The sequence below is a fragment of the Desulfuromonas acetoxidans DSM 684 genome (assembly GCF_000167355.1).
In the GTDB taxonomy this organism is placed as follows: domain Bacteria; phylum Desulfobacterota; class Desulfuromonadia; order Desulfuromonadales; family Desulfuromonadaceae; genus Desulfuromonas; species Desulfuromonas acetoxidans.
Window position 1 is genome coordinate 1 of record NZ_AAEW02000016.1, and the last position, 18,264, is coordinate 18,264.

Here is an 18,264-nt window from a genome sequence, read left to right on the forward strand (position 1 = left end):
CATTTCTTACTCCCGAAATTACTATTCACAGAATTGAAAGAACGTATCCCCCAGAGGGGAAACCCGCGGAACAATAACAACTGCCCCAACGATTGTCAAGGCAGTTGTTATTGATTCGCATTTTTTATTGTAATGCGCTGAGTTTACTCAGAAACTTCTTCGGCCGTAACGGCGTCGTCAGTCTCCTCTTCCTCAGCATTAACCACTTCCTCTTCAGGTTCAGGCGTCATCAACGTCGCACTGCGGTATTTCACGATGCCGGTACCTGCCGGAATCAGACGTCCCATGATGACGTTTTCTTTCAAACCACGCAAATGGTCGACCTTACCTTCAATTGATGCCTGGGTAAGAACTTTGGTGGTCTCTTGGAACGACGCCGCCGAAATGAATGATTCCGTCGACAGAGAGGCCTTGGTAATACCCAGCATAATCGGTTCACCAACGGCCGGCTGGCCATCCTGCTCCATGATGCGGTCGTTTTCAATTTCAAAGTCGACACGCGACACTTGATCGTCAAGCAGGAAGTCTGTATCCCCCACTTCGATAATGCGGACACGACGCAACATTTGACGAACAATCGTCTCAATGTGCTTGTCATTGATGGCAACACCCTGCAAGCGATAAACCTCTTGAACTTCGTCAACCAGGTATTTAGCCAACTCTTTTTCACCAAGAACGCGCAGGATATCATGCGGATTGCGAGGACCATCCATCAAGGGCTCACCAGCCAGGACATTATCACCTTCATGCACGTTGATATGCTTACCCTTGGGAATCAGATATTCAATCGGCTCACCCACCTCCGGGGTCACGACAACCTTGCGCTTACCCTTGGAGTCCTTACCGAAGGTTACGACGCCATCAATCTCGGTGAGAACGGCAAACTCTTTGGGCTTACGTGCCTCAAACAGTTCAGCAACGCGCGGCAGACCACCGGTGATATCCTTGGTTTTGGTGGTCTCACGCGGAATCTTCGCCAGGACATCACCAGCCTGAACCAGCTCATCCTCAGGGATGATAATGTTGGCTCCGACCGGCAACATATAACGAGCAGCCAAACCATTGGGCAGCTTCACCGAACGACCCTCTTCGTCTTTCAGGGTCAGACGGGGACGTTTGTCTGTTGCCTTGGACTCAATGATAACCTTACGCGACAAACCGGTAACATCATCGACCTTTTCGTCCATGGTCACACCACTGATCACATCACCGAAGTGAACACGACCACCAACCTCAGTCAGAATCGGCATGGTGTACGGGTCCCACTCAGCGAGCAATGCTCCTGCCGTGATCTTGGTGCCCGGATCAAACATGACACGTGAACCGTAAACCAGAGCATGACGCTCCCGCTCGCGTCCGGTTTCATCGACAATGACAATTTCACCATTACGACTCATGACAACATGATGACCCTCACGGTCGACGACGGTTTTCAGGTTACTAAACTGCAACTCACCGTCAAAGCGAGCCTCAAGAGAGGTCTGCTCGGCACGACGCGAGGCCGTACCACCGATGTGGAAGGTCCGCATGGTCAGCTGGGTTCCAGGCTCACCAATGGATTGAGCCGCAATAACACCAACAGCTTCACCAAGGTTAACCATATGACCACGAGCCAGATCTCGACCATAACAGGTGGCGCAAATACCATGGCGACTCTTACAGGTCAGGACCGAACGGATATAGAGCTTCTCAATTCCGGCCTGCTCAATCTTATTGACCAGAACTTCGTCAATCTCCTGATTGGCAGCAACAATGACGTCACCGGTCACCGGATCACAGACATCCTCAAGAGCAGCACGACCAAGGATACGGTCACCCAAAGATTCGATAACCTCACCACCCTCAGTCAGAGAACTGACCAGGATACCATCAATGGTGCCACAATCCTTCTCCGTGATAATAGCATCCTGAGCAACATCAACGAGACGACGCGTCAGATATCCGGAGTTCGCGGTTTTCAGCGCGGTATCCGCCAGACCCTTACGTGCACCGTGAGTCGAGATGAAGTACTGGAGTACGGTCAGACCTTCACGGAAATTCGCTGTAATCGGTGTTTCAATGATCTCACCGGACGGCTTGGCCATCAAACCACGCATACCGGCCAACTGACGAATCTGCTGGGCACTACCACGAGCACCGGAATCGGCCATCATGTGAATGGCATTAAATGAAGACGCCTCAACGGTCTCGCCAGACTCAGACTCAAACCGATCCACAGACAGGTCACCCAACATTGTCGAAGCGATGTCCTCAGTACACTTGGCCCAGATATCGACAACCTTATTGTAGCGTTCTCCGTCAGTGATCAAACCTTCAGTGTACTGATTCTGAATTTCCGTGACTTCGGCAACAGCGGCATCAATGTAATCCTGCTTTGATTCAGGAACCACCATATTGTCGAGACAGATGGAGATACCCGCAATTGTCGAGAAACGGTAACCGGTCTGCTTAAGACGGTCCGCCAGGATAACGGTTTCCTTATTGCCAGCGAGGCGGAAGCTTGCATCAACAAGCTCAGCCACCTGCTTCTTGGTCATGACCTTATTAATGTAATCGAAAGGGATCACCCGAGGCACAACTTCGCGCAACAGCACACGACCAACAGATGTTTCAATCAACTCAGGATCCGTACCGTCAGCACGACACATCCGCACTTTTACTCCAGCCTGGAGATCGACCTCACCGGAATCATAAGCAATACGCACTTCACTCTCTGAGGCAAAAATCTTTCCGGAGCCCAGAACAAAAGGACGAATTCGCGACATGTAATAGATGCCGAGGATCATGTCCTGTGACGGTACGATAATCGGCTTACCGTTCGCAGGTGACAGGATATTGTTGGTCGACATCATCAAAACGCGCGCTTCGATCTGACTCTCGATGGACAACGGCAGGTGAACCGCCATCTGGTCACCGTCAAAGTCAGCGTTAAATGCGGTACAGACCAGCGGGTGCAACTGAATCGCCTTGCCTTCGACCAGAACAGGCTCGAAGGCCTGGATGCCGAGGCGGTGCAAGGTCGGAGCACGGTTCAACATAACCGGGTGCTCTTTAATGACCTCTTCAAGAACGTCCCAGACCTCACCCTTCTCTTTCTCAACCAGCTTTTTGGCACTCTTGATTGTGGTACAGAAACCACGCTCTTCAAGCTTGTTGTAGATAAACGGCTTGAACAGCTCCAAGGCCATTTTCTTTGGTAAACCACATTGGTGCAGCTTTAGCTCAGGGCCAACAACGATAACTGAACGTCCGGAGTAATCCACACGCTTACCCAGCAGATTCTGACGGAAACGACCACCTTTACCTTTGAGCATATCGGAGAGCGACTTGAGCGGACGTTTGTTGGGGCCGGTAATGGCCCGACCACGGCGACCGTTGTCAAACAGAGCGTCAACCGCCTCCTGCAACATCCGTTTTTCATTACGGATAATAACTTCAGGAGCACGCAGCTCCATTAAACGCTTCAAGCGGTTATTACGATTAATCACCCGTCGATACAGGTCATTAAGGTCTGAGGTTGCAAAACGTCCGCCATCCAAAGGCACCAGCGGGCGTAGCTCTGGCGGCAGCACCGGGATCGTTTCGAGAATCATCCACTCAGGACGATTGCCACTACGGGTAAACGCATTGATAACTTTGAGACGCTTGGCCACTTTTTTACGTTTGGCCTCACTGGACGACTCACGCATCTCGACACGCAACTCTTCAGCGATCTCTTCAAGGTCCAATGCTGCTAACAGCTCACGAACCGCTTCAGCACCCATGCTGGCTGTAAATTGACCTGCAAACTCATCCATCAGCTCACGATACTTGTCTTCCGTGAGTATCTGACCAACTTCGAGCTGACTGTCACCCTTATCAAGAACAACGTAGGCCTCGAAATATAGAACCTTTTCCAGTTCCTTCAAAGTCATGTCTAGCAGAGTACCGATCCGTGACGGCAACGACTTCAAAAACCAGATATGCGCAACAGGACAAGCGAGATCAATATGCGCCAGACGCTCACGACGCACCTTGCTCGGAATGACCTCGACACCGCACTTCTCACAGACAATGCCGCGGTGTTTCATGCGCTTATATTTACCGCAATTACACTCGTAGTCTTTGACCGGACCAAAGATTTTAGCGCAGAACAGACCATCGCGTTCCGGCTTAAAGGTCCGATAATTAATCGTCTCCGGCTTCTTCACCTCACCAAAGGACCGTTCGCGAATCGTCTCCGGGGAAGACAACGACAAACGGATAGTGTCAAAACTCAACGGATCTTTGGGGCGCTCAAATAAGCTGAAAATATCTTCCAAAACTCATCTCCTCAAGGGATGGCAGATTACTTTTCTTCGTCTTCCAACAGTTCCACATCGAGGCACAAGGACTGCAGCTCTTTGATCAGAACGTTAAACGACTCCGGCAGCCCTGCTTCCAGGGTATGACGACCTTTAACAATCGCTTCATACATGCGTGTCCGGCCGGCGACATCGTCGGATTTGACCGTCAGGAATTCTTGCAGAGCGTGCGACGCACCATAGGCTTCCATGGCCCAAACCTCCATCTCACCCAAACGCTGTCCACCGAATTGGGCTTTACCGCCCAACGGTTGCTGGGTCACCAGACTGTAAGGACCGATACTCCGTGCATGGATTTTATCATCAACCAAGTGGTGCAATTTCAACATGTACATGATACCAACGGTGACTTTTTCTTTGAATGCTTCACCCGTCTTACCATTATACAGTGTCATTTGCCCCGACGGAGAGAATCCGGAACGGGTAATCTGTTCTTTAATCATGGACTCGCTGACACCCTCAAAGACAGGTGTCGCCATAGGAATTCCCGGCGCCAGACGCTTAGCCAGTTTGTTGACATCCATTTCTGACAAGTCGTCAAGGAATGGATTCAATTCCTGATCATCATAAACATCCTTGATCTTCTCGCGCAGCTCATTGTGCGTGTGTTGGCGATCCAGAACTTCCTGGATCTGATTACCCAAACCACGCGCAGCCAGACCCAGATGGATCTCAAGAATCTGCCCGACATTCATACGAGAAGGAACACCCAACGGGTTCAGAACAATCTCAACCGGCGTACCGTCTTCCGAGTAGGGCATATCTTCGACAGGCAAAATCCGTGACAGAACACCTTTGTTACCGTGACGTCCGGCCATTTTATCACCCACCGACAACTTACGCTTGATGGCAATATAAATCTTAACCATCTTAATTACGCCAGGAGGCAGATCATCGCCGCGCTTAATCTTATCGATTTTGTCTGAAAAAACCCGCTTGATCAGCTCTTCGCGATCAGCCAGACCACGCATCAGCTCAGCGACACGATCCTCGATCGCTTCACCATCAACCAGAGAAATCTCCTGGAAACGCGCAACAGAAAGCGCTTCAAGCTGATCAGCCTCAAGTACGCTGTTTTTCTTCAGCAGAACTTTACCGTCATCGTCCGTGACTGATGCCGCCAGCTTATTGCCGCAAAGAAGATCAGTCAGCTTGTGGCGGGCGGATTCACGAATAATACGAATTTCATCATTCTGGTCTTTGAGCAATTTATCAATTTCATGCTGCTCAATCTTTTCGGTACGGCTGTCTTTATCAGAGCCTTTGCGTGAGAACACACGAGCGCCGATAACAACCCCTTCCACGCCAGGTGGAACCCGAAGTGACGTGTCGCGAACATCGCCGGCTTTCTCGCCAAAGATGGCACGGAGCAACTTTTCTTCGGGAGACAACTGCGTTTCACCTTTAGGCGTGATCTTACCTACCAGAATATCGCCCGGCTTGACTTCAGCACCGATGCGGATAATGCCACTCTCATCAAGATCCTTCAGTGCATCATCGCCAAGGTTTGGAATATCGTCAGTAATCTCTTCCTTGCCGAGCTTGGTATCGCGAGCAACGCACTCAAACTCCTCAATGTGAATCGAGGTATAACGGTCTTCCTTAACCAGTTTCTCGGAAATCAGGATGGAGTCCTCAAAGTTGTAACCTTCCCAAGGCATAAAGGCGACCAGGACATTTTGCCCCAGACCCAATTCACCCCACTGCGTAGAAGGGCCATCCGCGATAATCGCACCGCGCTCAACATGGTCGCCAACCTCAACAATCGGCTTCTGATTCAGGCAGGTATTCTGGTTGGAACGGATAAACTTGATCAGGTTGTAAATATCAACCCCGGTTCCCGTTTCATCGTCCTGTCCTTCATCAATGCGCACCACAATACGTGAGGCATCGACAGACTCAACCACACCGTCATGGCGGGCAACAACGGCAGCACCGGAGTCGTGGGCGACAATGCGCTCCATGCCGGTACCGACAAGAGGTGCATCAGCACGCAGCAGCGGAACAGCTTGACGCTGCATGTTCGATCCCATCAAGGCACGGTTGGCGTCATCATTCTCCAAGAAAGGAATCAGTGCTGCGGCAACTGACACCAGCTGCTTGGGAGAAACATCCATCAGCTGAATATCTTCGCGACGCAACATCATGAACTCGCCGCTTTGTCGTGCATTGATCACTTCATTGACAAAGCACCCATCATCATCCAGCTCAGCATTAGCCTGAGCAATCGCATGCCCCTCTTCCTCCAACGCGGAGAAATATTTAATCTCGCTGGTGACACGACCATCCTGAACCAAACGATACGGCGTCTCAACAAAGCCGTGCTCATTGATGCGGGCATAGGTTGACAGTGATGCAATCAAACCGATATTCGGCCCCTCAGGTGTTTCGATCGGACAGACACGGCCATAGTGAGTCGGGTGAACGTCACGTACCTCAAAACCGGCGCGCTCGCGAGTCAAACCGCCGGGTCCGAGAGCTGAAAGACGGCGTTTATGGGTGATTTCAGACAGCGGGTTGGTCTGATCCATAAACTGGGAAAGCTGTGACGAACCGAAGAACTCCTTAACCACAGCAGACACCGGCTTGGAATTGATCAGGTCGTGCGGCATCAAGCTGTCCACTTCCTGCAGACTCATGCGCTCCTTGATTGCACGCTCCATCCGTACCAAACCAACACGGTACTGATTCTCAAGCAATTCGCCAACAGCACGAACACGACGATTGCCCAAGTGGTCAATATCATCGACATGACCTTTACCATTGCGCAAATCGATCAGATAGCGGACGACTTCAAGGATATCTTCCTTGGTCAGAGTCCGGTGTTCAAGCGGCGTTTCCACACCAAGCTTATAGTTTAATTTCAAACGGCCGACAACGGACAGATCATAGCGTTCAGAATTGAAGAACAACCCTTCAAACAGCGCCGTCGCACTGCGAACCGTCGGCGGATCGCCAGGACGTAGACGACGATAGATTTCAATCATCGCATCTTCTGGATTGTTGACGGTATCCTGCAGCAGCGTATCACGCAGATACGGACCGACATACAGGTTATCAATAAACAGGACGTCAACAGAGGTAATCCCTTTTTCACGCAGCAACTGAATACCGGTTTCGGTCAGTTCCTGATTACACTCAATGAGAACTTCACCGGTTTCAGTGTCGACCACATCAGTCGCAACAACCTTACCGAGAACCTCACTCTCATCAATCGCAATCGTCTCAAGACCGCTTTCAGAAATCTTACGAATTGCTGCTTTGGTGAATTTGCGATTGGCCTTAACCAGAACATCGCCATTCGGAGCGACAACATCAAGAACGGTACGTTGACCGGCGAGCAGATCAAGATTAACCGTCTTGGTGTAGCCCTCAGCATTAATCTGCAACGTCTCGGTGTCGTAATAATATTTTAAAAGCTCCTCAGCGCTGTAACCCAATGCTTGCAACAGCACGGTTGCCGGCAACTTACGCCGACGGTCAATGCGCACATAGAGGATATCTTTATGGTCAAAATCGAAATCGAGCCACGAACCACGATAAGGAATCACCCGAGCATTATAAAGCAGCTTGCCACTCGAATGGGTTTTACCTTTGTCGTGATCGTAGAAAACACCGGGGGAGCGATGCAGCTGACTGACAATAACCCGCTCGGTGCCATTTATGATAAAGGTGCCGTTTTCAGTCATCAAAGGAATTTCACCGAAGTAAACTTCTTGTTCCTTGATATCGCGAATAGACTGCACACCGGTATCCTTGTCCACGTCCCATGAAACAAGACGAACACGGACTTTTACCGGAGCGGCAAAGGTCATACCACGCTGATGGCACTCTTCGACATCGTATTTAGGGACTTCCAGCACATAAGAGACATATTCCAATGAACATGTTTCACTGAAGTCGCGGATGGGAAAAACGGAGCGAAAAACCGCTTCAAGACCGATATTCTGACGGGCAGAAGCAGGCAGGTCCGCCTGAAGAAAGCGTTTATACGAGTTTTTCTGAATATCGATGAGATTGGGAATTTCGATAATTCGCTGAATTTCAGAAAAATGCTTGCGCAATAACTGGTTATTCGCGATCGAATAAGCCATGGCCACTCCTTAAGAAAAGAACGTAGAACAGCCAAGGCCGCAAAGACGACCTTGGCTTCGTGCAGAAATATCGAGGGATTTACTACTTGAGCTCGACAGAAGCGCCAGCTTCTTCGAGTTGTTTCTTGATGTCTTCAGCTTCTTCCTTAGCAGCAGCTTCTTTAACAGTGCTGGGAGCGCCGTCAACCATCTCTTTGGCTTCTTTGAGGCCCAGACCGGTAACAGAACGAACAACTTTGATAACGTTGATTTTCTTGTCGCCAGCGCCAGTCAGAACAACGTCAAACTCAGTCTTCTCTTCAGCAGCAGCACCGGCATCGCCAGCAGGGCCGGCAGCAGCAACAGCAACAGGAGCTGCAGCAGAAACACCAAATTTGTCTTCCAGTTCTTTTACCAGTTCAGACAGTTCAAGAACAGACATGTTCTCGATAAATTCAATTACTTGCTCTTTTGTGATATCAGCCATGATTTTTCTCCGTCAATATGATGAATGCTAAAGCACTTCGTTTACTAGTGATTATTGTTATGCAGCCTTCTGATCTCTGATGGCGCCAAGCACCTGAACCAGAGAACGTGGCACTGCAGCCAGAACACCAACAAAGTTGGATACCGGCGCATTGATCGATCCAAGCATTTTGCCCAACAGAACCTCGCGGCTCGGCAGTTCAGCCAATGCTTTCACTTCGCCTTCACTAAGGATTTTACCTTCAAGAACTGCTGTTTTCAGCTCAAAGAACTTACTGTCTTTGGCATATTCAGCCAGAACTTTTGCCGGTGCAACCGGATCTTCCTGGGCGATTGCAATTGCAGTCGGACCTTGAAGATAGTCACCCAGACACTCAAAATCGGTTCCCTTAGCAGCCAGACGAAGCAGGGTATTTTTTACAACGCGATACTCAACACCAGCACCACGAAGCTTACCACGCAACTCGTTAACTTCGTCGACATTCAATCCACGATAATCAGCAACAAACGCAGCTTTTGCCGTGGCCAGTTTGGCAGCGAACTCTTCAACAAGTTGTACTTTATTATCTGTAGCCATCCACTCTCCTCCTTTCCTAGATTTCTAGAAGTAATACTCCCTGTTCAGTCGTTGAAAACCGAAGGAAGATCACGGAGTGGTCTTTTTCAGTCTCGGCAGGCGTTGTTGCACATTAAACCACAGGGTACCTGCTGTCTTAGACAGGGAACTTACTAAACAACAGCGCCGGAGACACTCCGGCACTGCTGGTTATAGCGTTATTCAATTATGTTACTTCACCAGAGCCTGAATGCCCGGGACGTCAACCTGAATACCAGGCCCCATCGTACTTGAGAGACTGATTTTCTTCAGGTAGGTTCCCTTAGCCGTTGACGGCTTGGCTTTAACCAGAGCGTCCATCAGAGAAACAACATTGTCCTGAAGCTTGTCTGCATCAAAGGAGACCTTGCCAACCGGAGCATGGATAATACCGGCTTTTTCAACACGGTATTCTACTTTACCCGATTTGGACTCGCCAACAGCGCGGCCAACATCAAAGGTAACTGTTCCAACTTTCGGGTTCGGCATCAGGCCACGGGGACCAAGAAGGCGACCAATTTTACCGACAACACCCATCATATCAGGAGTTGCAATTGCGGTATCAAAGTCGAACCAACCGCCCTGGATTTTCTCAACAAGGTCATCGCCGCCGACAAAGTCGGCACCGGCATCGAGAGCTTCCTGTGCTTTTTCACCTTTGGCGAACACCAGAACGCGGACCGACTTACCCAAACCATGGGGAAGTACGACGGCACCACGAACCATCTGATCGGCCTTACGCGGGTCAACCCCGAGACGTACGGTCAGATCAACGGTCTCATCAAATTTGGCAAAAGCGGCCCCTTTGACCAATTCAACGGCGTCACTCAATGAATAAGCAACAGCTCTGTCAACTTTTCCTTTTGCAGCGATACTGTTTTTACCTGTAGCCATGTGCTGTCACTCCAACTTTATTCGACTTCAAGACCCATACTGCGTGCAGTACCAGCAATGGTGCGCACAGCCGCGTCTTCATCAAATGCATTCAGATCCGGCATCTTGATACGTGCAATCTCAAGAACCTGATCCATCGTTACCTTCCCAACCTTGTTCTTGTTGGGGACTCCGGACCCTTTGGCAATCTTCGCTGCTTTCAACAGCAGAACTGCTGCCGGTGGGGTCTTGGTGATAAAGCTGAAAGACCTGTCTGCAAAGACAGTGATTACAACAGGGATAATCATCCCATCATCACCTTGCGTCTTGGCATTAAATGCCTTGCAGAATTCCATGATATTAACACCATGTTGACCCAGTGCCGGGCCGACAGGAGGTGAAGGGTTTGCCTTACCCGCCGGAATTTGCAGCTTAATTTGTCCAACTACTTTCTTGGCCATTACCTACTCCTTAACTATTTGCCCAGCCTAACTGGTCTTTTCAACCTGTATAAAATCCAGCTCAACAGGGGTAACACGGCCAAATATACTTACCATGACCTTGAGCTTGCCCTTGTCAGGCTTAACATCTTCGACAATACCGGTAAAATTGAGAAACGGACCATCAACAACCCGAACCGTTTCACCAACTTCGTACTGAACTTTTGGCTTGGGACGCTCAGCTCCCTCTTCCATGCGCGCCGTGATCTTTTCTACTTCGGCATCAGGGATAGGAGGAGGTGTTGTACCGCCACCGACAAAACCAGTTACCTTGGCTGTGTCCTTGACGATATGCCACGTCTCATTATTCAATTCCATCTGAACTAAAATATAGCCAGGGAAAAACTTCCGCGTGGAAGTCTTACGCTCGCCATTCTTTAGCTCAACGACCACTTCGGACGGAACCAGAACCTCACCAAAAAGGTCCTCAGCTCCCAACATCTTAATTCGCTCTTCAAGGTTCAGCTTTACTTTATTTTCAAACCCTGAATATGTATGTACGCCATACCACTGCATCGCCATCGTCATGTTCCCTTTTTAGCTGAGCAAATTCTTCACAAGTACAGACAAGATATTGTCAACACCCCACAAGAATACTGCCACCAGCAACACAAAAGCGATCACCACCACCGTCGATGCATAGGTGTCCTTCCTGGTCGGCCAGGTCACCTTAATCAGTTCACTTTTAACGTTGCCGAGAAACCCCGATACCTTTGCAATCACGTAATAACCTCAAGACGTTGGAAGTAAAATTGGCAGGCCAGGAGGGATTCGAACCCCCAACACCCGGTTTTGGAGACCGGTGCTCTAGCCATTAGAGCTACTGGCCTGCAACACTTAAAACATAACGTTTCAGCTACTTCGTCTCACGATGCAGAGTGTGGCGACGATCAAAACGGCAATACTTCTTAAATTCAAGACGATCCGGAAGATTGCGCTTGTTCTTAGTCGTCGTATAGTTACGTTGCTTACACTCTGTGCACGCCAGAGTTATAATATCACTCATTTTTATTCTCCGCTGGCGCTCCCGAAAAAAACAGGAGCGCCAGTCAAAGGTTAACTATCTACTCAATAACTTCGCTGACAACACCGGCGCCGACAGTACGACCACCTTCGCGAATCGCGAAGCGCAGCTCTTTGTCCATGGCGATCGGGGTGATCATTTCGACGGTCATGGCGATGTTATCGCCAGGCATAACCATCTCAACACCTTCAGGCAGCTCTACAACACCGGTGACGTCAGTGGTACGGAAGTAGAACTGAGGACGATAGCCTTTGAAGAACGGCGTATGACGACCGCCCTCTTCTTTAGTCAGAATATAGGCTTCGGCCTTAAACTTGGTGTGAGGAGTGATGCTGCCGGGCTTGGCCAGAACTTGACCACGCTCAATATCTTCACGCTTAACACCGCGCAGCAACAGACCAACATTGTCGCCAGCCTGACCTTGATCGAGCAGCTTGCGGAACATCTCAACGCCGGTGACGGTTGTCTTGGTGGTAGCTTTCATGCCAACAATCTCAACTTCCTCACCAACTTTAACAATGCCACTCTCAACACGACCGGTAGCAACCGTACCACGACCTGAGATGGAGAAGACGTCCTCAACCGGCATCAGGAAGGCTTGATCGATTGCACGCTCAGGCTCGGGAACATAGGCATCAACCTCGTTCATCAGGTCGATGATGCATTGCTCCTCAGGAGCACCCTGGTCAGCTTCGAGAGCCTTAAGGGCGGAACCTGCAACGATAGGCAGGTCATCACCAGGAAAGTCATAAGCGGACAGCAGCTCGCGAACTTCCAGCTCAACCAGCTCCATCAGCTCTTCGTCATCAACCATGTCGGCCTTATTCAGGAACACAACAATGGCAGGAACACCAACCTGACGAGCGAGCAGAATGTGCTCACGAGTCTGAGGCATGGGGCCGTCAGCTGCAGAAACAACCAGAATAGCACCGTCCATCTGTGCCGCACCGGTAATCATATTCTTTACATAGTCAGCGTGACCAGGGCAGTCAACGTGAGCATAGTGACGACTTTCCGTCTCATACTCAACGTGAGCTGTTGCGATGGTGATACCACGCTCACGCTCTTCAGGAGCGTTGTCAATTTGATCAAATGCGCGGGCTTCCGCCTGACCGAGACCAGCCATTACTTTGGTGATTGCCGCAGTCAGTGTTGTTTTCCCATGGTCAACGTGGCCAATCGTACCGATGTTGACATGGGGCTTTGTTCTTTCAAATTTTTCCTTTGCCATGACTTCTTCCTCTCGATGATTTCTCTTCGACAATAATAACTATACTGGCCAACAAGATTCTTTCCGACAGCCCATCCGAAAACGAAAAACAGAACACATGGAGCCCACAACCGGACTTGAACCGGTGACCTCTTCCTTACCAAGGAAGTGCTCTACCTGCTGAGCTATGTGGGCACTCACACCTGTTCTACTTTAAATGGAGCGGGAAACGGGACTCGAACCCGCGACCCTCAGCTTGGAAGGCTGATGCTCTAGCCAACTGAGCTACTCCCGCCCAAAATTCGGACTTTACAACCTAAGGACTAGTCCGACTCACCTTCGCAGTACATTCGCAAGGCTCCTGCGACAGGTGAAACGTATTCATCCGATATGAAATTGTGGTGGAGGGGGGAGGATTCGAACCTCCGAAGTCTTAGACGGCAGATTTACAGTCTGCTCCCTTTGGCCACTCGGGAACCCCTCCAAGGGACGTTCTGAAAGGCTTGCGCCCATTCTATTTATTGGAGCTGGCGATAGGAATTGAACCCACAACATCCTCATTACAAGTGAGGTGCTCTACCGATTGAGCTACGCCAGCACAGAGTCGCAATCTATACACCAACGAAATATATATTGCAAACACTTTTCCGCGGTTTTTTCCTGCCGCGACAAGCGAAGTGATTTATAAATGATTCGCCTGATACTGTCAACCGACTTTTGCGGTTTTTTATTTTTTTATTTTCAGATGGTTACGAACCACCTCAAACAGAGCGATTCCCGTCGCCACCGAGACATTCAACGACTCCACCCTCCCCGGCATAGGAATCGCAATCAAACCATCGCACAACTTACGAATCAGAGGACGGATCCCCCGACCTTCACTGCCGGCCACCAAAGCAATCGGAGCACTCAGGGGTGCCTCAAACAACGACTGCCCCTCTTCTCCCGCCAGGCCATAAACCCAAACTCCGGCCTTTTTCAATTCTTCAATGGCTCGCCCCAGATTAGTCACTTGACACAGCTGCACATAACCCAAAGTACCGGCAGCCGTCTTCTCGACAATGCCGGTTACCGGACAGGAGCGATCCTTGGCAAAAATCACCCCCTGACACCCGGCAGCAGCTGCAGAACGGATCAGGGCACCAAAATTGTGTGGATCCGTAATACCATCAAGAATCAGAAAAAAACGCTCTGACTGCGAACTCTGCGCAAGCAACTGCGCCAAAGAGACAAAGTCCTGAGCCTTTACCTGGGCAACAACGCCCTGATGCCGGACATCTCCAACCATTTTATCCAGCTGGCGGCGCTCGCATTGCTTCACAGCAACATGTCGTTCGGTTGCCTGGGCAACAATTTCCTCAAGACGCGGATTACGTTGCGCTTCAACGTAAAGCGCAACGACCTTTCGTCCCTGTCCCAGCGCCTCAAAAACCGCATTAAGCCCAAACAGATATTGACTCACGCGCCAGCCTCGGTCATCTCCGCAACAATAGAGCGTGCCGCTAGAACCGGGTCATCTGCCTTGGAAATCGGCCGACCGACAACCAGATAATCTGAGCCGGCGGCAATCGCTTCCCCCGGTGTCATCACCCGTTGTTGATCATCACGTGCCGCCGTTGCCGGGCGCACACCAGGGGTCACAACGACAAAGTCACCACCGCAGGCCTGACGAATCAGCGGCAATTCTTGAGCCGAGGCCACCACACCATGCAGTCCACTTTCCCTGGCTAACGTTGCAAGCCGAGGCACCATCTGCGTCACAGGAAGGTCGATCCCCACCTGACGCAGATCTTCTTCAGACGACGAGGTGAGAATGGTTACCGCCAACGTGATCGGCACAGGAAAACCCTCCTTGACGGCGGCCTCCCGAACTTCATCAACCATCGTCCGCATCATCTTGCCGCCGCCCAGCGCATGAACATTGAACATCTGCACACCCATACGTGCCGCTTCAATACCGGCCTTGGCAACAGTATTGGGGATATCATGATATTTAAGGTCAAGAAAAACGCCGCCCCCGGCCTGGCGAATCATATCCACAATCTGGGGACCACACCGGGTAAACAACTGCTTGCCGACCTTGAACATCCCTACCTCATCAGCGAGAATGCGTACCCACTGCCGAGCTTCATCATAACTGTCGACATCCAGCGCAAAAATCAACCGATCTTTCATCAAATCCCCTTCCTATTCAACCAGCTTACGGGTTCGGGCGACAATCTCCTGAACACGTCGAATAACATCACTGCTCCCCTGTGTGCCAAGCACTTGACGCACGGTCAGACACTCGGCATAGACCAGCTCTTTCAAACTGTCGACCAGCAACTTCTTCTGGTCGCCCTCTTCAAGGCCGGTGAGATTTTTAACCAACTGCCCCCCGGACACAGAACCGTCCTGATTCAGACGCACCCCCCGAAACACGTAATTCATCGGATGTGGCGCTTCACGCATAAAGCGATTGGCATCCTCAATCAACCCATGATTCTGCGCATCAACACACTCACACAGCAGACACAAAACGCCATTAAACACCTCAAACAGTTCAGCAAACGCTTCACTGACCGGTTCGGGCCTGGCTTCGTTGACTTTAAGAAAACGCTTCTCTACCAATTGGTGCAGAACCCGCAAAGCGTCAAATTCGGGCAAACCGCTACGCGTCATCAACTGACCGACCTGGCCGGGAGACGAATAGGTCAGACCAAGGACATTTTTCTCCTCATCGGACAGTTCGGCGGGATCCTTTCCGGTATATTCAAGCATCGATTCCAGCGAACGCAGGCGGCGCAGATAGAGTGCTTTTTCATCAACGCGGCGCAAGCCTTCCATAATCAGATTCTGGGTGCTCATGGACAACTTGACAATATCATCGCGATTAAGATCACCGGCAGCAAAATAGCAGCTCCCCTCTTCGCAAGAGAACAGATTGTAAACAATCGTCTCCACCTGCTGCCGGGTGGCCAACCATAAATCGCGCGCAGCCACCAGGTTCTTTTTCACTAAAACCTTGCTTAGAGAATCTCCGGGACCAAGTTCAGAGCGCACTTGGCTGAGCTGGCTGCGTTCCAACTTGCCAATTTCACATAAGATTTCGCCGAGGTTTTCCTCAACGCGTTGGCTGGTGGCAAAAATAATTTCACCATCCTGAAAGAACACCTGACGGTTGCCATCAGGGATATCGAGATAGAGAATCCCGGTCTGACGAAACATATTAAAAAAGGACAAAACGTCGGCAATGGCCACCGAACCAAGAACCGCGGACATGCAGGGAACGCGTTCCCCTTCGACCGCCAGCAGAATATGCTGAGGAGAGGAGGAAACGACCTGAAGGTCACGCCCCTTCATTGATGAAAGAACGCGATGCGGCAGATTGACCCTGCCACTATCATCCAGTGTCACACGATACATGGCCTACTCCATGAGTTGACGTTTGACTTCGTCGACCAACCAGGACAGAGTTTCTGCAACCGGCATCATCATCCGTTCACCTTCCAGACGCTTTTGCACCTCAAAAGCGCCTTCTTTGAGCGCACGATTACCCACCGTCACCCGAATCGGAATACCGATCAGTTCGGCATCTTTGAACTTACTACCAGGCCGTTCGTCACGGTCATCAAGTAACACTTCAACCCCGGCGTCCATCAACTGTTGGTACAGTTCGCTGCCCGCCTGCATCACCTGCTCATCTTTGGGGTTGAGCAATGTAATAATCACCTGAAACGGCGCGATGGGCATCGGAAAGATCACCCCTTGGTCATCATGATTCTGTTCAATGGCGGCGGCAACGGTTCGGCCGATGCCAATGCCGTAACAGCCCATGACCAAAGGCGCCTCTTTGCCTTCGGCATTAAGGACCGTTGCTCCCAGAGCTTCGGAATATTTCGTTCCCAGCTTGAACACGTGGCCAACTTCGATACCACGCCACATCTGCAGGGTGCCGTCACAACGCGGGCAGCCGTCACCGGCTTGGGCCTGACGCAGATCGGCATAAGCTTCGACACTAAAGTCGCGCCCAGGGTTCGCGCCCATGTAATGAACGTCTTTTTCATTGCCGCCAACCACAGCATCGGCCATCGATTGCACTTCAAGATCAGCCAAAATCCGGCAATCCAGGCCGACAGGTCCGGCAAAGCCTACCGGTGCACCAGTCAACTCCTCCACGGCGATATCGCCGAGCATCACCACCTCAAGACAATCGAGATAGCGGCACAACTTGATCTCGTTAAGCTCACGATCACCACGCAGGAGTACGGCCAATTGCTCGCCGGTATCGGTTTGCACCAGCAGCGTTTTAATCAGGCGACTGTGGTCCATATCGAGAAATTCAGCCACCTCGGCAATGGTCTTACGCTCCGGCGTATCGATTTTCTGCAACTCAGCCTGCCCTTCGCCACTGCTCCCTTGCTCCTGGCGCATCTGGGCTTTTTCGACATTGGCCGCGTAATCACACTGATCGCAGGAGACAATCGCGTCTTCTCCCGACTCGGCCAGCACCATAAATTCATGGGAGGACGACCCGCCGATGTTACCGGTATCGGCTTCCACGGCACGAAATTTCAGGCCGCAGCGTTTAAAAATACGCTGATACGCCTGGTACATTTTTTCGTAGGCCGTATCCGCCCCGGCATCTTCCAGATCAAAGGAATAGGCATCTTTCATAATAAATTCACGACCACGCATCAGACCGAAACGGGGCCGGATCTCATCACGGAACTTACCTTGGATCTGGTACAGGTTTAGCGGCAACTGGCGATAGGAACGCACCGTACCGCGCACCACGTCGGTAATCACCTCTTCGTGGGTCGGTCCGAGGCAAAATTCCGTGTCCTTACGGTCTCTGATGCGCAGCAACTCTTTGCCGTATTGTTCCCAACGGCCAGACTCTTCCCATAGCCCGGCTGGAACCACCATCGGCATCAACAGCTCCATGGCACCGGCACGATCCATCTCCTCGCGGACGATCTGCTCCACCTTACGGATGGAACGCAATCCCAGCGGCAGATAGGTATAAATTCCCGCAGCAACCTTGCGGATCATTCCAGCGCGCATCATCAATTGATGGCTGACAATTTCCGCATCGGCCGGATTCTCTTTCAACGTGGGCAGCAAATACTCGGTTAAACGCATGATTCCGTTCCTTTTATGGCAATAAAAACTGATCGT

14 protein-coding genes and 5 tRNA genes are annotated in these 18,264 nt (G+C 50.9%); all 19 read right to left on the reverse strand.

The features are described 5' to 3' along the window. Positions 1 to 143: 143 nt before the first annotated feature. The gene (gene rpoC / locus DACE_RS12740) at positions 144 to 4,301 is read right to left on the reverse strand and encodes a DNA-directed RNA polymerase subunit beta' (protein WP_006001904.1); all 4,158 of its coding nucleotides are present in this window, start codon (positions 4,299 to 4,301) and stop codon (positions 144 to 146) included. A 26-nt stretch (positions 4,302 to 4,327) separates the two neighbouring features. Continuing rightward, entirely contained in the window at positions 4,328 to 8,437 is a 4,110-nt protein-coding gene (rpoB, locus tag DACE_RS12745; RefSeq protein WP_006001906.1) for a DNA-directed RNA polymerase subunit beta, read from the reverse strand. A gap of 82 nt (positions 8,438 to 8,519) precedes the next feature. Beyond that, positions 8,520 to 8,903 carry a 50S ribosomal protein L7/L12 gene (gene rplL / locus DACE_RS12750; RefSeq protein WP_006001908.1) on the reverse strand — a complete coding sequence of 128 codons (384 nt, stop codon included), beginning with the start codon at positions 8,901 to 8,903 and terminating at the stop codon, positions 8,520 to 8,522. 57 nt (positions 8,904 to 8,960) lie between these two features. Then, entirely contained in the window at positions 8,961 to 9,479 is a 519-nt protein-coding gene (rplJ, locus tag DACE_RS12755) for a 50S ribosomal protein L10 (protein ID WP_006001910.1), read from the reverse strand. A gap of 210 nt (positions 9,480 to 9,689) precedes the next feature. Next, on the reverse strand, positions 9,690 to 10,391 hold the full coding sequence (gene rplA / locus DACE_RS12760) for a 50S ribosomal protein L1 (RefSeq protein ID WP_006001913.1): 702 nt from the start codon (positions 10,389 to 10,391) through the stop codon (positions 9,690 to 9,692). A gap of 17 nt (positions 10,392 to 10,408) precedes the next feature. Continuing rightward, a complete protein-coding gene (gene rplK, locus DACE_RS12765) occupies positions 10,409 to 10,831 on the reverse strand; it encodes a 50S ribosomal protein L11 (RefSeq protein WP_006001915.1) in 423 nt (140 codons plus the stop codon). A gap of 27 nt (positions 10,832 to 10,858) precedes the next feature. Continuing rightward, positions 10,859 to 11,392 carry a transcription termination/antitermination protein NusG gene (nusG, locus tag DACE_RS12770; protein ID WP_006001917.1) on the reverse strand — a complete coding sequence of 178 codons (534 nt, stop codon included), beginning with the start codon at positions 11,390 to 11,392 and terminating at the stop codon, positions 10,859 to 10,861. Positions 11,393 to 11,407: 15 nt separating this feature from the next. Beyond that, positions 11,408 to 11,593 carry a preprotein translocase subunit SecE gene (secE, locus tag DACE_RS12775; RefSeq protein ID WP_006001919.1) on the reverse strand — a complete coding sequence of 62 codons (186 nt, stop codon included), beginning with the start codon at positions 11,591 to 11,593 and terminating at the stop codon, positions 11,408 to 11,410. Between the two features lie 30 nt (positions 11,594 to 11,623). Continuing rightward, positions 11,624 to 11,700 (reverse strand) — tRNA-Trp (locus tag DACE_RS12780). 26 nt (positions 11,701 to 11,726) lie between these two features. After that, complete coding sequence (gene rpmG, locus DACE_RS17955) at positions 11,727 to 11,876, reverse strand: 50S ribosomal protein L33 (RefSeq protein WP_081450021.1); 150 nt, start codon at positions 11,874 to 11,876, stop codon at positions 11,727 to 11,729. A gap of 58 nt (positions 11,877 to 11,934) precedes the next feature. Next, a complete protein-coding gene (gene tuf, locus DACE_RS12785; protein WP_006001921.1) occupies positions 11,935 to 13,125 on the reverse strand; it encodes an elongation factor Tu in 1,191 nt (396 codons plus the stop codon). Positions 13,126 to 13,223: 98 nt separating this feature from the next. Continuing rightward, positions 13,224 to 13,299, reverse strand: a tRNA-Thr gene (locus DACE_RS12790). Positions 13,300 to 13,322: 23 nt separating this feature from the next. Beyond that, positions 13,323 to 13,399: transfer RNA gene (locus DACE_RS12795), tRNA-Gly, on the reverse strand. Between the two features lie 104 nt (positions 13,400 to 13,503). Further along, positions 13,504 to 13,588, reverse strand: a tRNA-Tyr gene (locus DACE_RS12800). Between the two features lie 38 nt (positions 13,589 to 13,626). Then, positions 13,627 to 13,702: transfer RNA gene (locus DACE_RS12805), tRNA-Thr, on the reverse strand. A 129-nt stretch (positions 13,703 to 13,831) separates the two neighbouring features. Further along, the gene (rlmB, locus tag DACE_RS12810; RefSeq protein WP_006001923.1) at positions 13,832 to 14,566 is read right to left on the reverse strand and encodes a 23S rRNA (guanosine(2251)-2'-O)-methyltransferase RlmB; all 735 of its coding nucleotides are present in this window, start codon (positions 14,564 to 14,566) and stop codon (positions 13,832 to 13,834) included. Further along, entirely contained in the window at positions 14,563 to 15,279 is a 717-nt protein-coding gene (pyrF, locus tag DACE_RS12815) for an orotidine-5'-phosphate decarboxylase (protein ID WP_006001925.1), read from the reverse strand. Before pyrF ends, rlmB begins: the two co-directional genes overlap by 4 nt. Positions 15,280 to 15,291: 12 nt before the next feature. Then, positions 15,292 to 16,509, reverse strand: coding sequence for a DUF4388 domain-containing protein (locus DACE_RS12820; RefSeq protein WP_006001927.1), 1,218 nt, complete (start codon positions 16,507 to 16,509; stop codon positions 15,292 to 15,294). A 3-nt stretch (positions 16,510 to 16,512) separates the two neighbouring features. Further along, complete coding sequence (locus DACE_RS12825; protein WP_006001929.1) at positions 16,513 to 18,228, reverse strand: proline--tRNA ligase; 1,716 nt, start codon at positions 18,226 to 18,228, stop codon at positions 16,513 to 16,515. Positions 18,229 to 18,264 lie beyond the last annotated feature (36 nt).

Bases quoted from the DNA above. Each gene is read 5' to 3' on its own strand.
- pyrF (WP_006001925.1), bottom strand. From the start codon at position 15,279: ATGAAAGATCGGTTGATTTTTGCGCTGGATGTCGACAGTTATGATGAA.
- nusG (WP_006001917.1), bottom strand. From the start codon at position 11,392: ATGGCGATGCAGTGGTATGGCGTACATACATATTCAGGGTTTGAAAAT.
- rpmG (WP_081450021.1), bottom strand. From the start codon at position 11,876: ATGAGTGATATTATAACTCTGGCGTGCACAGAGTGTAAGCAACGTAAC.
- rplK (WP_006001915.1), bottom strand. From the start codon at position 10,831: ATGGCCAAGAAAGTAGTTGGACAAATTAAGCTGCAAATTCCGGCGGGT.
- rplA (WP_006001913.1), bottom strand. From the start codon at position 10,391: ATGGCTACAGGTAAAAACAGTATCGCTGCAAAAGGAAAAGTTGACAGA.
- rplJ (WP_006001910.1), bottom strand. From the start codon at position 9,479: ATGGCTACAGATAATAAAGTACAACTTGTTGAAGAGTTCGCTGCCAAA.
- tuf (WP_006001921.1), bottom strand. From the start codon at position 13,125: ATGGCAAAGGAAAAATTTGAAAGAACAAAGCCCCATGTCAACATCGGT.
- rplL (WP_006001908.1), bottom strand. From the start codon at position 8,903: ATGGCTGATATCACAAAAGAGCAAGTAATTGAATTTATCGAGAACATG.
- rpoB (WP_006001906.1), bottom strand. From the start codon at position 8,437: ATGGCTTATTCGATCGCGAATAACCAGTTATTGCGCAAGCATTTTTCT.
- DACE_RS12820 (WP_006001927.1), bottom strand. From the start codon at position 16,509: ATGTATCGTGTGACACTGGATGATAGTGGCAGGGTCAATCTGCCGCAT.
- DACE_RS12825 (WP_006001929.1), bottom strand. From the start codon at position 18,228: ATGCGTTTAACCGAGTATTTGCTGCCCACGTTGAAAGAGAATCCGGCC.